Raw genomic sequence first — 14,992 nt, forward strand, 5'->3', positions numbered from 1 at the left:
TTGGTGGTATATTGGTATACTTCATTAGCCAGATTGACTTCATATCCAAAGCCTACAGGTTTATTGGCCCAGTCGTTACCGGGCTGAACTTGTTGTAAGATTCTGTCCAAGGGAGATTTTTCCAATACTTTCTCAGAATAGATCTTTTCGGAGCCATAAGAGTTTGTAGCACTGGATAACGGATCTGGAATGATCGCTCCATTCAGAGTTCCTGACTGAGGAATGGGTAAATAGTCTTTGACCTGTCTGCCAAACGGATCGTATTCAATAGGAATGACCACATCTTTTCCTTGGGGAGAGGCTTTTACATTCACCACCTGCTTGGGTCTTCCTAGACCATCAAAATACTGAACAGTCTGAGCTTGTTTAGCTGCAGGATCACTCTGGGTTTTCTCTTCCAGATAGGTTCTGGTATAGACATAATTTTCAGTGGAAGATCCGGCTAAACCGCTAGGCAGCTGAACCTGAGCTTTTACGGTACTCATCACAAGGAGAGTACCTATAGGGATTAATATTTTTTTCATCAGTTTTAGTTTTTATAATTGTATTTCAACTCTTTCAAAAGTTTTCCGTTGGCATCAACTACTTTTTCAAGCCTATTGGCAGCATCATAAAGGTAAGTTTCTCTTATTCCGGATGGCGGAGTTATACTTCTTACTCCTACTAAGGGATCATAACTGTAGGTAGTCACCTGATGTCCTAGTAAATTTGCTCTGAAAGTCTTAAAAGTATTAAGGAGATTACTCTCGTCATTATTCACTCCGGCTGCAGCATCCAGATCTGAGGCATTCACAATACTGTCTATAAAAGATTGCTGAATATCTGTTAATCGTATATTTTCAATCTTAGCGATAGGTTGGGTCTTGTTATAGCCCCAGATAATTACCGTTACAGCTCCATCTTTAGTGGTATACTGCAGAAGATTGCCTTTGGAATCATATTTGTCATAGGTAACTTCTGTGGATGGAGTCTGTGTTTCAATACCATAGGAAATTACTGAAGTAGGGAATAATGTTGCAGGATCATCATATTTAGCTTCGATTTTTGACGTAATTTTTTCAAGATCGGTTTTATTTTGTTTATTGCTGATAGTTGTTTCCAAAGGAATGCCTATCATATTAGCATTGATGAGCTTTTGAATATTCTTGTCGTAAGCATATTGATAGTTCGTTTCTTTTATACCAACATCGGGATATTGAACAGATTGCTTTTTAAGTAAAAGATTTCCCGTTTCATAATTACTCGTATTGTAATTATTATATTCATTGGTTTCAAGCACGTTTGCTCCATTAAATTCCGTTGTCTTTTTACGGGTTAGATTATAGTCACTAAAATAGATTTCATATGCTTGAGCTTTAATGACTAGATCTAAATCTCCACTATTTTGTGGACATTTATTTTCATTATTGTATTGTACTGCTCTTACTTTATTATTATTTTGATGAATCTCATAGATATATTCTTCTTCTTTCAACTTACTTCCATTCTGATCAAAAAAAGATCTGTTTTTGATATGACCTCTTTTAAAGCCCATATCAATTTTAGGAAAAAACATAGTGTAATCAGGATTAATAGTATTTACATATTTTATATTGTTTCCGTCTTCTACATAATTTGAATATTTGTTAATAATATATCCTTTACCTGTTTCTTTTTCTATTACTGTAGAGTATTCAATTTGAGATCCAAAAATATTTGATTGAGGAATTACTGAGTTTATACTAAATACAGATTCTTTAAATATTGAACCTGATATAAATCTTGTTTTAAAGTCTACATAATAATATTTATTATTTTGAATTAATGTTCCTGACGAAATATTGGAGTTGATATTATCCTGATATAAATATTCTTTAATCGTTTTATTAGGATCACTCCAATGGTTAGAATTGATTATTTTTTTGATTCTGACCCCTCCAGTAATACCTGACCCATTTTCAATATCTAACATATCCTTCACATATTTTGAATATGTATGAGGCTCATACTCTAATGTGGTCGTTCCGCCAGTAGGATAGGTGATTTCGCTAAGCATACCATAATCAACAAATAATGAATTTGTATTTCTATCTGTATTGTGTGTATTAGGATCTATACCAAAAGGATTACCATTATAATATCCAAAATGATCTACAGATTTAGATAAATAGCTTGGAAGTGATGTAATATTGTATAAAAAGGAATACTTCCTATCATCATTCTTCACAGATTTTAGCCATAGCCTATATGATTTTTCATCATAAGTAAAATTGATATTTTTAGATATTGGCCCTTCTATACTGATTTTACTCAATTTTCGCCATTTTAATTTGTCTAAAAGACTTTTTGTGTCATATGCCGTATTAATGTTAATATTCACACAAAAATCATAATTAATTTCCCCTATTGGATTTATCAAATAATAGAAAGCTCGCCTGTAATTATCTATTGCATTTCCATTATGTACATTTAGTTGTATCCATCTGTTTATTTTGGCCGATAATGGATTTTCTTCATAATCCGGATCATTGGGACGACTGGGATTGTATTTACGTCTAATAGGGTTGAGGTCATATTTAACATTTTGCAGTTCCTCAGATAAAAAATTAAGCTTAATTCCGGTTTTTAGCCCATTGATCCTTTTTAAAAAAACGGGAAAAATTAATTGTCCTTCTGCTAAAACTTCATTAGAAAAACTTGTGCCGCTACAAGAGTTTACTAACGTACCATTGGAAATTTTTTCATAATGTAATATTTGTTGATGATTATTATAAAAAGTAGCCTGAAAATTACCTCTCTCATAGTCGAAAGAATAAATTTTTTCACCTAAATTGTTATAAACTTCAGCTAAATACCAGGCATTAGCGTTTATCTTACGTTCATATTGATTAAAAAAATCAGAATTGGAAAATTCTATAGCATTCATTTGTCCTCCAAAAATGAATTTATTTCCTTTATCATCCCAAATTGTTATTTTTCCGATGCTTTTTGTAATACCGAGATTTGTATTGGAATCATTATTACAAAATCGTTGTGTAGGATAATTCATAGGAACCACATTGTCCATCATATCAATGGATACTTTAATGTTGCTTTTTGAAGAGACTTTCCATTGTCCATCTTCTCCTAAGAAAAACTTTCCCGAGTAGCCCATGAAATTAAAGGTAAATATATCTGGTTCCAGATCGTTAATTCTATTTGGTAATCCTGCATGAGTTGCTAAATTGATTAGTCGATCGTTATCAGCCCAATTGGCGGTATTTAATATAGGTCTACTATAATAATATCCAATTTTTGAATTAGGAATATCGCTATATTCAGGAGTTTCGGCTTCATCGGAATTAGTTCTTATTTGTCTTGTTATGACTCCTCCTGCTTCCAGTGACCAATTTTGTCCTACCCAGCCTGAAACATCATTAATTCTTACTCCACCAGTATCATAATTTAACGTTATGTTTAAAGGTATATTTCCCTCATTAAGTGAATATAAAGGAACACTAACATTCGCTCTTCCTGTAAAAAGGTTCATATCAATATCTCCATATTTCCCTAAAGATGCGGCATTGGGAGACTGAATGTTTTTAGGCAACTCCAGTGTTTGCCCCCACATCATTATCGCTGGCAATATTGCTGCCAGAGCCATTATTTTCTTCATGATTAATGTTTTTTTATTTTTTAATCAGCTTTGCATTCGCTGTTTTATTATTATCCGTTTTTATTGTCACCAGATACGCTCCCTGAACCAAAGCCTGGGTATTCATCTTGGTCACTCTGTTTTTAGTTTTAAAATTCTGAAGCTGTCTTCCGCTCATATCATACAGCATAATATCAGCATCTTTGAAGTCAAAACCGATTTCTACATAAGCATAATCAGATACCGGATTCGGGTAGATCTTAATGTCATATTTTTCAATCAGATCATTGACCTGCTTATCATCCAGTTTTACAATCTTCCAGTTTTCTTTCCCTAATTCCTTGGCGCTTGTTCCGGCTAAAACGATAGAGCCATCTCTGTTGAGTTTCAAGTCCGAAAGTCTTTCTTCTTTTTGTCTGGATTCGCCACTCACATGCTTTCGCCATTGCTCGTTTCCGTTTCCATCCAGATAAAGCATCCAGAAAGTTTCTTCATTTTCTTGTATTCTTCCTTCTGCTTGGGTATAGCCACCCAACAAAATTCCTTTTGTTACATCTTGATTCTTGGCTCTCGGATCTTGGCTCTGTATCACACTCATTCCCATCAGGATATCACGGTTTTTGAAATTATAGGACTTTTGCCACTGTTCATCTCCTCTTTCATTAAGAGCAATGAGCCAAAGGTCTGTTCCTTCTTCAATCCCGACAGTTTTGTTTCCTGATCTTTCGGAACGGGATTCACCGCCGATGATGTAACCATTTGAAGTTAAAGCCAACGTTCTGATATGATCGTCTGCTTTACCACCATAGTTCTTTTCCCATTCTACTTTTCCGTTTTTATCCAATTTAACGATCCAATAGTCGCCTTCACCGAAGTTTTCGCTTTGTTTCGAGATGCGGGATACGAGGTTTGTGGTACGAGGTTCGGGATTCGAGTTTTGAACGTTTGATACGGAACCCGAATCTCGCATCCCGGAACTTCTTGAATAAATCCCCAGAAGAGCTCCGCCATCTTTCGTTGGAATTATTTTCTCTACTTCGTCTAAGCCTTTTCCGCCTAATACAAGCTGGGAGAGTTCTTTTCCATCTTTGTCCAGTCTGATGATCCAGACATCTTTTGAACCATAGCCTTTGGAAGAATTTTGTACGTTTCCGGCAACGAAAAAGCCTAAATCTGTGCTCTGAATTACTGCTTTGGCTTCTTCATCCGAAGCGCTTCCTAATGTTTTCTGCCAGATTTCATCGCCAAATTCATTGATTCGGATCAGCCAGATATCTGAACCGCCTTTGGAATCATCTTTTTTATCCAATCCTTTTCCGGAATACGATGTTCCAGCCAGAAGAAAACCTCCGTCCTGAGTAGAGACTGTTGCAGATAAATAATCGTGATTATTTCCTGAAAAATGTTTTTCCCAGGCTTCTTCTCCTTGTTGGTTTAATTTAACCAAATGGAAATCGTAACCATTGTTGGGTTTACTTCCAGCCTCCAGCTTCCCGCTTTCTGACTGTATTGAACTTCCTGTAATAAGATACTGCTGATCGATTGTTGTTGTCACCTGACTTAGAAAATCCTGAGTGGAGGATTTGATGTCTTTTTGCCATATTACATTTTGGGCAGATGCTCCTAAAGCTGTGCATAAGGTTAATGCAGCGAGGTAAATCTTTTTCATTCCCGTGTTTTAATATCAGTTTTTAAAATTGGCGCAAATTTAACCTTTTTTAGGTCTTAAAAATCACATTTATGCGATTTAATATGGGATATTTCCAAGTATGAGGATTTTTTGTTATGCTTCTACATCCTTCAGTGATCCTACAAATCTACTACTGTATTGCGACAAAACACGTCGTATTATATTCTTGTAAAAAAAATCGGCTGCCTCATTTGAGGCAGCCGACTTCATATCGTTAGGTAATTATTATTTCTTAATCAATCCTAATTCTATCAATCTTTCATGTAAGAATTCTCCTGCTGTAGTGTCTTCGTATAACTTTGGATTGTTTTCGTCTACACAGTTTTCAAGAGCGTTTAATGACATTGCACTAATTGGGTGCATAAAGAAAGGAATTGAATATCTTGAAGTAGTCCACAATTCTCTTGGAGGGTTTACCACTCTGTGAATCGTAGATTTCAATTTGTTGTTGGTATGTCTAGATAACATATCTCCAACATTGATCATCAATTCATCCGGTTCTGCGATCGCATCGATCCATTCTCCGTTGTGATTCTGAACCTGAAGACCTTTTCCTTGTGCTCCCATTAAAAGGGTAATAAGGTTAATGTCTCCATGAGCCGCAGCTCTTACAGCATCATCCGGTTCTTCTGTGATAGGTGGATAGTGAATAGGTCTTAAAATTGAGTTTCCTTCAGCGATTTTATCGTCAAAATAGAACTCATTTAAACCAAGATGCAATGCTAATGCTCTTAAAACATATTGTCCTGTTTTTTCAAGCATTTGAAAGGCCTCTTTACCTACTTCGTTGAATTTTGGAAGTTCATCAACGATAACGTTGTCAGGATACTCTGCCTTATATTTTGAATCATCAGACAAATATTGTCCAAAGTGCCAAAATTCTTTTAAGTCTCCTTTTTTGAAACCTTTTGCAGTTTCTTTACCGAATCCTACATATCCTCTTTGGCCACCAATTCCTGGAATCTCATACTTCTGTTTCGTTTCCACTGGTTGTTCAAAAAAGTTTTTTACCTCTCCATACAAATCATCTACAAGGTTGTCATCAAGAAAGTGGCCTTTTAAGGCTACAAAACCAATTTCTTCATAAGCTTTTCCGATTTCATTTACAAATTTCTGTTTGCGTTCCGGGTTGTCCGAAAGGAAATCACGCAGGTCTACACTAGGTATTTTATCCATTTTTAGAAATTTACGAATAGCAAAATTACATTTTTTTTAAATTAAATGATTTTAAAATCATTATTTATAAGTTAAATTTGCTGTATGAAAAAATATTCTTCTAAGAGAAGTATCCAAATACTTGCACATCTTCTTCAGCAGTACGGAATTGCAGACGTTGTAATTTCTCCGGGATCAAGGAATGCTCCTTTGGCGATTCATTTTTCAGAAATAGACAGCTTCAATTGTTACAGCATTGTAGACGAGAGAAGTGCTGCATTCGTAGCAATGGGAATGGCTAAGAGTGAGAAAAAACCAGTAGCAATTACCTGTACCAGCGGATCTGCAGTAGTCAATTACTATCCTGCTATTACTGAAGCATTTTATCAGAATATCCCACTTTTGGTGTTAACCGCTGATAGGCCAACTGATTTTGTTGATATTTTTGATGGGCAGACGATAAGGCAGAAAGATGTTTTTCATCAGCATTCTTATGGAGATTTCCAGCTTTTGGAAGACAGTAAGGAGAATGCAGAAGATATTAATTTCGATACCATTAAAAAAGCGATTGAACTTTGCTTTGAGAAGCAGGGGCCGGTACATATCAATATTCCTTTAGAGGAACCATTGTATGAGTTGGTATCAGAACTACCCACCTTTCCAACGGTTGAAAAAACAATCAAACATAAAGATTATGAGATTCCATCCAATCTGATTGCAGAGTGGCATACTTCTCAAAGAATTATGTTGTTGGTAGGAACAAAAGATTATAGCCCGGAGCTGGAAAACCAGCTGACACAATTGGTGAAAAACCATTCTGTTGTGGTATTGAGTGAAGCAAATTCCAACCTGTATCATGAGAAGTTCTTCAGACATATAGACCGTTATATCTTTAATTTTACAGAACAAGACTATAAAACATATGCTCCGGACTTGTTGATTACTGTGGGACAGAATGTAGTTTCTAAAAAGGTAAAACAATTCCTAAGAAGTGCAAGACCCAAGCAGCATTGGCATCTGGATGAGGTTTGGCAACCTGATACTTATTTCTGTTTAACGGAAAAAATAGAGGTAAAACCAGAAGTGTTCTTTTCTAAATTGTTGAAATTTATCAATTTGGAACCAAGACCTTATTTCAATCTTTGGGATGTTCTAAGAGATAAAAAAGATGCCAGACACCAACAGTTTTTAAATACGGTTGAGTTCTCGGATTTCTATTTTTTCAATAAAGCTTCACAAACGGTTCCTGAAAATTATAATATCCATTTTACAAACTCTTCAGCGATCAGATATGCACAGCTGTTTGATTTTGGTAAAAGAAGAATATACTGTAACAGAGGAACGAGCGGTATTGATGGATCAACGTCTACAGCAATGGGGTTTGCCATTAAAAACGCGAATCCAACCTTATTGATTACCGGAGATTTAAGTTTCTTCTATGATATTAATGGTCTTTGGAACCAATATATTCCTCCTTTTGTGAGAATCATTATCTTCAACAATGGAGAAGGAAACATCTTTAAAATCATTCCAGGGCCTGGAAATGCCAATCCGAATACACTGGATGAGTTTATTGCTACTAAACACCGTAAAAATGCAGAGCATCTGGCAAAGCATTTTGGGTTCTCTTATATTAAGGTGGAAGATGATTTAACACTTGACCGAGTACTAGAAAATTTCTTCAAGCCGGATTCGCAACCAAAAATTCTGGAAGTGAATACTTATGGGAAGAACAGCGCTGATATTCAGAAGGCTTACTTTAATTTCATGAAAGAAAATTAAAGATCAAGATATTCTTCATTCCCCGGCAGATTCCTAATTCTGTCGATAGGATAGATAAACATATCATCAAAGTCATTTAATGCATTGATGAGCTGGAAGTGGCTGAATTGCTTTATATTTTGTAGAGTAATTTCAGCCTCTTTTATTTTTTTATTCTTTAAGAGATGTTGTCTCTGTACACCATTCAGAAGATAAGAGTTGGGAGTAAACCAGTCCTTACCTTTTAAAAATAAAAGGTTGGAAAATGAGGTGTCGGTGATATGATTATTCTTAACGATGATGATTTCTTCAGCCTTAGATTTCATTTTCATTTTATCTAATTCTTTACGATCTTCAAATTTGAAAGAATAATCGAAACTGTTGTTTTCTACGAGTTGGAAATCCTGAATTTCAGGGATAGCATAAGGAATCATCTGAGTACGGATCCTTTTATCAAGATCATAAGAGATTCTCAGTTTGAAAAGCCCGTCTTCATCATGCTCCAGGTTTTTGTAGATCTTGGCCAGATCAATAGAGCCCTCTTTACCAAAGTGGGAAAATGTTTGATTGACACGTTTTTGATGGAGTTCCAATAGAAAAATCTCCTGATCTTCTACCTTAATGCTTTCAATGAATTGGGACATAGATTTTATTTTTCATTTCCTGATATTCGTCTTCTAATTTACTCATGTGCGTTATACCGCCTCCGCTTTTGAAATAGAGTTGATCGCCCTCTTTTTCAATAAAACGTATCATTACACAGCTGTCGACATTTTTTCCGTCAAACCAGCCGCAAACACCTGTGTAGTATCCTCGGTCATAGCCTTCTGCTTCCTGGATAATTTCCAGGGTTTTAGGTTTGGGTGCACCTAAAATAGATCCTGCAGGAAGAAGTTTTTGCATAATACTTCCCAATTTACCATCAAATTCAGGCTTTAATACTCCTGAAATTTCAGAACTCATGGCATATAAATCCTTTTGCTGGGTTTTGATAAAGTCAATATGCTGAAACTGATCTACACATACATCATCTGCAACCATGCTCAGGTCATTGCGGAGTAAATCTACGACTGTATAATGCTCAGCTTTTTCCTTCGGGTCGTTCTTCAGGATGTCTGCTGCATTTTCTATGGAGGCATCAATAGTGCCTTTCATAGGATAAGTTAAAATTTTACCGTTAATGATCTTCACAAAAGTTTCAGGAGAAAAAAATACAAAAAAATCTTTATAAAAAATCTTGTATTTGGCTTCAGAGTGATAAAAAATTTCTTCTAGGCTTAAATTTGTCTCTATTTTGGTTTTTCGGGTATAGTTAACCAAATAGGAATTTCCGAGTCGAATATTTTTTTGAACTTTATCAAACCCTGTTTTAAAGCTTTCCAGGGTTTCTGGAAAGGAGTTCCATTCTACTTTTTTATCAAGTGTATGTGTCTTTTTTTTGGTTGAAAAGTTTTGAAAATCAATAAGTAATCCTGATTTTTCAATCTCATTTTCTTTATAGACTTCAACATTCTCTGAAAGGAAATCGATAACAAAGAAATAGGGAACCTTCTGAAGGGAAAGCTCGTCCATTTCCATAAATTTTTGATGATTCACTGAAAACATTCCGCAAAAATAATTATTGATGTTTACTTTTGCATAAAATTTTTATGATGCAGAGCAAATATCCTCAGAAACCGGGAATTGATTTTATCTTGAAGCAGGCTTTTTTTTACTGGAATAAAACACTGGTTTTTCAGTTGATGTTTTCAATGATCTTTTTTGGAATCTTTTTGACCTCCCTTTTCTTTTTCGGAAACTGGTATGGAATATGGGAACAAAATCAGGTGTTAACAGAAGCGCTGAGAGAAGGAACGAAAGCCTATATGGAGAAAATTGCGGAACTAAGTGCCACTGAAAGTTATCAAATGTTCACCCTTGCCATCTGGGCAACCACCGCATTTCTATATCCCTTGAATCTTGGAATGTTTCAAATCTTCAGAAAACTTGATCTCAATGAAAAAATTGAACTTGGAGACTTGTTTGTAGGGTATAACGGAATCAACTTTTTTAAATACCTTGGATATTATCTGTTCTGGTTCATGATCTACAGGTTTACAATGCCTACGATTCTTCTGGCGATTATTTGGGTCGCAGTAACGATATTTGTTGCCCCATTGATGTTTTTCACCAATAAAAGAATATTTGAAGCGATTTCTTTAAACTTTAAGGCGCTGAAAATGTATTTTGTAGAAATCATGGTGTGTATATTCGTTGCAGTTTTATTTAAGTATTTGGGATTCAGTTTGTTTTTAATTGGAGGTCTTTTTACATTTCCTTTCTGGAATGCCATGATCTATTCATTGTATAAGACTGTATTTTCTGAGAAAAGCTAAATTTCGATTGAGTTTAATGTGTTTTTTTATCAAAAAAAGGTAAATTTGGTAAAATCATTAAATATTTAAACTATGTCTGAATTTAACGAATTTGATCAGCAAGGTTCTGTTCCCAGCAGGGAAACCGGATCTATCATTTCACATGCCTTTGACATGTATAAAGGTGTTTTTGGTTACGCTATTGTAGCTATGATTATCTATATCATCGGAGTAAGTATTATCCAGGGAGTTACTGGATTCAACTCTGCTGCCATAGTAGATGAAATGAAATCTTCAGGTGATTATGGAAACTTTAGATACTGGGAAACTCCAGGATTCTCGATGTATACAACATTCTCCAGTATTTTTTTATTGCTATTGACTCCTCTGTATGTAGGATTGATCTATATGGTGAATAAATTTAATACAAAGAATCCAATTGAATTTTCTGACTTGTTTATTGGATATCGTCAGAATTTTGTTAATATATTGATTTATAGCTTGATTTCAGGAGTTATTTCCTCTATTGCAATTGGGTTTTGTTTTCTTCCTTTTATCTTTATTTATCCTTTCCTTTTATTAGGATATCCAATTTTGCTATTTGAAAACGCATCAGCTATTGATGCTTTAAGCAAATCATTCAATCTTGCAAAAGAAAACTATGGAACATTTTTAGGGGCGAGTTTCCTTGGACTATTGATTTCATTTGCAGGAATCATTCTGTGCGGAATCGGGCTTATTCTGACCGCTCCGTTCATTATGATCGTGATGTATTCTACCTATTGTGCCTTTGTTGGGAAGCCAAGACAGATTATGTTTACAAAATAATAAAGATAAAATAATATCTGATGAATAAAGACAATCAAATAAGCAGTGTTGCCATAAAGCAGGTTTCTTTGCTCGCCATTATTTTGGTGTTGGCAGGTTTGATCTGCTTTAACCTTGCATTGTTTATTCCATCGGTTTTAGGAGCGATTACCATTTATGTAGTTTGTCGGAAGTATAATTTCTATCTTCAGGAGGAAAAGAAATGGAAGCCTTCTCTGGCAGCTTTTTTATTGATGTTGGCGAGTCTTATTGTTCTGATTTTGCCTATTTATTTTATTGCGGATCTGATTATCGATAAATTAGGGAACGCTCAGGCTTATATGGATAAATTCAATGTGTTTTTAGATAAAATACATTCGTACATCCAAACCAAAACAGGTTTTGATATTCTAAGCCAGGAAAATATGAATAAGCTGAAAAGCTTTGTAGGAAAATTTTCTACTTCAGCATTGAGCGGAACATTCAATACGCTTACAGTAGTCATGTCAATGTACTTTATTCTGTATTTTATGTTGGAAAAGCCGAGATTGTTTGAGAGAATTCTGACAAATTCAGCGCCATTAAAAAGATCAAATATTTCTTTAATTGGCGATAAGATGAGAAAATTGATTATGGCAAATGCTATAGGAATTCCTGTTGTTGCGATTGGGCAGGGGATTGTTGCTCTTATAGGATATCTTATCTTCGGAGCCCCGGGAGCAGTTTTGCTTTTTGCTTTAACGGCAGCTTCTTCTGTTATTCCGGTAGTGGGAACCGCTATTGTTTATGTGCCTGTATGTATTTTTATGATTGCAGAAGGAAACACCGGACAAGGATTAGGGCTTGCTATTTACTGTGTCGTGGTAGTAGGACTTACAGATAACCTTCTTCGTTTTACGCTTTTAAAGAAACTGGAAAATATCCACCCACTAAATACAGTATTCGGAATTATCATGGGAATGAATCTGTTTGGCTTTATGGGGCTTATTTTTGGCCCTATTCTGATTTCCTTGACTCTTCTTCTGATACAAGTATATAGAAATGAGTTTGTAGATGAAAAAGCACCTCCTGATCTGGAATTACCTAATCAAGGAGAATAGAAAGATAAATTGATTTAATTATATAAAAAGTGGAGGGAATAAATCCGGAAATATTAAAAGAAATCTGTGTTTTTAAAATGCCTTTTGGTAAATATGAAGGAACAGTTTTGATTGATCTTCCAATAAGTTATCTGGAATGGTTCAATAAAAATGGAATGCCTAAAGGGAAATTGGGAATGCAGCTATCAACCGTTTATGAAATCAAATTAAATGGGCTGATGGATCTGCTGGCACCAATCAGGGCTTCAGTAAGGAATGGATTGTAAAAAATAAAAACATTCTGTTTGAGATATAGTTTCGGCGGCTTCGAAGAAGCCGCCGAAACTATTTATTAGGTATTCTTTAAGTCTTTAAAGCAGCAATTTCATCCCTTAGCTTAGCCGCTTTAATAAAGTCAAGACTTTTAGCGGCAGCTTCCATTTCTTTCTGCTTCTGCTCGATCATTTTTTCAACATCTTCGCTGGCATAGGTCGCTTTAACTTCGGCAACTTTTTGAAGAATTTCTTTCTGAGTATATTTTTCATCCGGGAAGTCTTTGCTTCTTCCTACAAGATTTTCGGATATTTTTTTGTTGAGCGCTTTCGGTACCATGCCATTGTCTTCATTGTACTTCATTTGTTTTGCGCGGCGGTATTCGGTTTCATCTAATGTTGCCTGCATAGATTTGGTAATCTTATCAGCATACATAATGGCTTTTCCATTGATATTTCTAGCGGCACGCCCTACAGTTTGAATCATTGACCTTCTGCTTCTCAACATTCCTTCTTTATCAGCATCTAAAATAGCAACTAATGAAACTTCCGGTAAATCCAATCCTTCTCTCAACAAGTTGACCCCAATCAAAACATCAAAAAGGCCTAAACGAAGATCCTGCATAATCTGAATACGTTCCAGCGTTTCAACATCAGAGTGAATATACCTTGTTCTAATCCCAAATTTGGTAAAGTATTTGGTAAGTTCTTCAGCCATTTTCTTTGTTAAAGTAGTGACCAAAACCCTTTCATCAGCATCCGCTCTTTTTTGGATCTCTTCCATTAAATCATCAATCTGATTTAAGCTGGGTCTTACTTCAATGATTGGATCAAGAAGACCTGTTGGACGAATAATCTGCTCAATATAAGCTCCTCCTGTTTTTTCCAGCTCATAATCAGCTGGAGTTGCAGAAACATACACTACCTGATTTTGAATGGCTTCAAATTCTTCAAATTTTAAAGGCCTGTTATCCATAGCAGCAGGAAGTCTGAATCCATATTCTACTAATGCTTCTTTTCTGCTTCGGTCACCACCATACATGGCATGAACCTGAGGAACTGTTACGTGGCTTTCATCAATAACCATTAAGAAATCTTTAGGGAAATAATCAATCAGGCAGAAAGGTCTTGTTCCCGGAAGTCTTCCGTCAAGATATCGGGAATAGTTCTCAATTCCTGAGCAATAGCCTAATTCCTTAATCATTTCCAGATCCAGTTCTGTTCTTTCCTGAAGTCGTTTTGCTTCCAGTGGCTTGCCTATAGAGCTGAAGAAATCTACCTGTTTTACCATATCATCCTGAATATCTTTAATTGCTCCATTTAGGGTTTCCTTTGAGGTAACAAAAAGGTTCGCCGGATAGATTTGTATTTGATCGAAATTATCTTCTACATTTCCACTAACGGGATCAAAGCTTTGAATCTTTTCAATTTCATCCCCAAAAAACTGGATTCTGATCGCATTATCTGTATAAGCTGGAAAAACATCAATGACATCTCCTTTTACACGAAATGTACCTCTTTGGAACTCGTTTAACGTTCTTGCATATAAAGCATTAACTAAAGAGTGAAGGAGTGCGGTTCTCGTAACTTTTTCACCAGTAGCAATGGAAATTAATGATTTATGGAATTCTGTTGGATTTCCAATACCGTAAATACATGAAACGGAAGCTACGATCAGAACATCTCTTCTCCCTGAGAGAAGGCTTGCTGTAGCAGAAAGACGTAACTTTTCAACTTCTTCATTAATGCTCAGGTCTTTTTCAATATAAGTTCCGGTTGTGGCAATATAAGCCTCCGGTTGATAGTAATCATAGTAACTGACAAAGTATTCTACTGCATTTTCGGGAAAGAATTCTTTAAATTCCATGAAAAGCTGTGCAGCAAGAGTTTTATTATGAGCAAGAACCAAGGTGGGACGTTGAACATTTTGAACAAGATTGGCAACTGTAAAAGTTTTACCGGATCCTGTTACTCCAAGAAGAGTCTGGTATTTTTCACCAATCTCTATTCCTGCAGTTAATTTATCAATGGCTTGGGGCTGATCCCCGGTGGGTTTATATTCTGATTGAAGCTTAAAATCCATAAGAAAGAATGTATAGAACAAAAATACGAAAGAAATTATTAGACATGATAAAGTTTTGGTGATGAATATTTTGAATATAAAAACTTCTGTTTATTGTTCATTTGGCGTTGCTTTCTATTGAGAAAAGCTTTTTGTAAAGAAAAATAGCATGATTAGATACAAAAAAAGCGCTTTAAAA

Annotated in this window: 12 protein-coding genes; 5 read left to right on the plus strand and 7 right to left on the minus strand. The window is 35.4% G+C overall.

Features of this window, described 5'->3' with window-relative positions; translation table 11 throughout:
* The 4 genes from GTR01_RS23810 to GTR01_RS23825 form a co-directional block, all read right to left on the minus strand.
* Positions 1-524: DUF6443 domain-containing protein (locus GTR01_RS23810; RefSeq protein ID WP_228452335.1), on the minus strand; the 524-nt coding region annotated here is incomplete at its 3' end.
* Between the two features lie 5 nt (positions 525-529).
* Complete coding sequence (locus GTR01_RS23815; RefSeq protein ID WP_160140204.1) at positions 530-3,634, minus strand: RHS repeat domain-containing protein; 3,105 nt, start codon at positions 3,632-3,634, stop codon at positions 530-532.
* A 13-nt stretch (positions 3,635-3,647) separates the two neighbouring features.
* Positions 3,648-5,282 (minus strand): T9SS type A sorting domain-containing protein, encoded by a 1,635-nt coding sequence (locus GTR01_RS23820; protein WP_160140205.1) that lies wholly within the window; start codon positions 5,280-5,282, stop codon positions 3,648-3,650.
* 246 nt (positions 5,283-5,528) lie between these two features.
* Complete coding sequence (locus GTR01_RS23825; RefSeq protein ID WP_160140206.1) at positions 5,529-6,479, minus strand: isopenicillin N synthase family dioxygenase; 951 nt, start codon at positions 6,477-6,479, stop codon at positions 5,529-5,531.
* An 84-nt stretch (positions 6,480-6,563) separates the two neighbouring features.
* Between GTR01_RS23825 and menD the strand changes: the two genes are divergently transcribed.
* Positions 6,564-8,240: a 2-succinyl-5-enolpyruvyl-6-hydroxy-3-cyclohexene-1-carboxylic-acid synthase gene (gene menD, locus GTR01_RS23830; protein ID WP_160140207.1), complete on the plus strand. Its 1,677-nt coding sequence runs from the start codon at positions 6,564-6,566 to the stop codon at positions 8,238-8,240.
* Here the strand turns inward: menD and GTR01_RS23835 are convergent.
* Complete coding sequence (locus tag GTR01_RS23835) at positions 8,237-8,863, minus strand: aminotransferase class IV (protein ID WP_160140208.1); 627 nt, start codon at positions 8,861-8,863, stop codon at positions 8,237-8,239. The two genes, menD and GTR01_RS23835, sit on opposite strands and share 4 nt — an antisense overlap.
* A complete protein-coding gene (locus GTR01_RS23840) occupies positions 8,847-9,824 on the minus strand; it encodes an aminodeoxychorismate synthase component I (RefSeq protein WP_160140209.1) in 978 nt (325 codons plus the stop codon). The genes GTR01_RS23835 and GTR01_RS23840 overlap by 17 nt, the downstream gene beginning before the upstream one ends.
* 44 nt (positions 9,825-9,868) lie before the next feature.
* Between GTR01_RS23840 and GTR01_RS23845 the strand changes: the two genes are divergently transcribed.
* The 4 genes from GTR01_RS23845 (at position 9,869) to GTR01_RS23860 (ending at position 12,746) form a co-directional block, all read left to right on the plus strand.
* Complete coding sequence (locus GTR01_RS23845) at positions 9,869-10,594, plus strand: hypothetical protein (RefSeq protein ID WP_160140210.1); 726 nt, start codon at positions 9,869-9,871, stop codon at positions 10,592-10,594.
* 72 nt (positions 10,595-10,666) lie between these two features.
* Positions 10,667-11,401 (plus strand): beta-carotene 15,15'-monooxygenase, encoded by a 735-nt coding sequence (locus GTR01_RS23850; RefSeq protein WP_160140211.1) that lies wholly within the window; start codon positions 10,667-10,669, stop codon positions 11,399-11,401.
* A gap of 20 nt (positions 11,402-11,421) precedes the next feature.
* Positions 11,422-12,480, plus strand: a complete 1,059-nt coding sequence (locus GTR01_RS23855; protein ID WP_160140212.1) for an AI-2E family transporter — start codon at positions 11,422-11,424, stop codon at positions 12,478-12,480.
* A gap of 38 nt (positions 12,481-12,518) precedes the next feature.
* Positions 12,519-12,746 (plus strand): DUF3820 family protein, encoded by a 228-nt coding sequence (locus tag GTR01_RS23860; protein ID WP_123860621.1) that lies wholly within the window; start codon positions 12,519-12,521, stop codon positions 12,744-12,746.
* Positions 12,747-12,822: 76 nt separating this feature from the next.
* On the opposite strand, the gene uvrB is transcribed toward GTR01_RS23860, so the two are convergent.
* Complete coding sequence (gene uvrB / locus GTR01_RS23865) at positions 12,823-14,814, minus strand: excinuclease ABC subunit UvrB (RefSeq protein WP_160140213.1); 1,992 nt, start codon at positions 14,812-14,814, stop codon at positions 12,823-12,825.
* Between the last annotated feature and the right edge of the window lie 178 nt (positions 14,815-14,992).

It is taken from the genome of Chryseobacterium sp. c4a (genome assembly GCF_009900745.1).
Classification (GTDB): Bacteria; Bacteroidota; Bacteroidia; order Flavobacteriales; family Weeksellaceae; genus Chryseobacterium.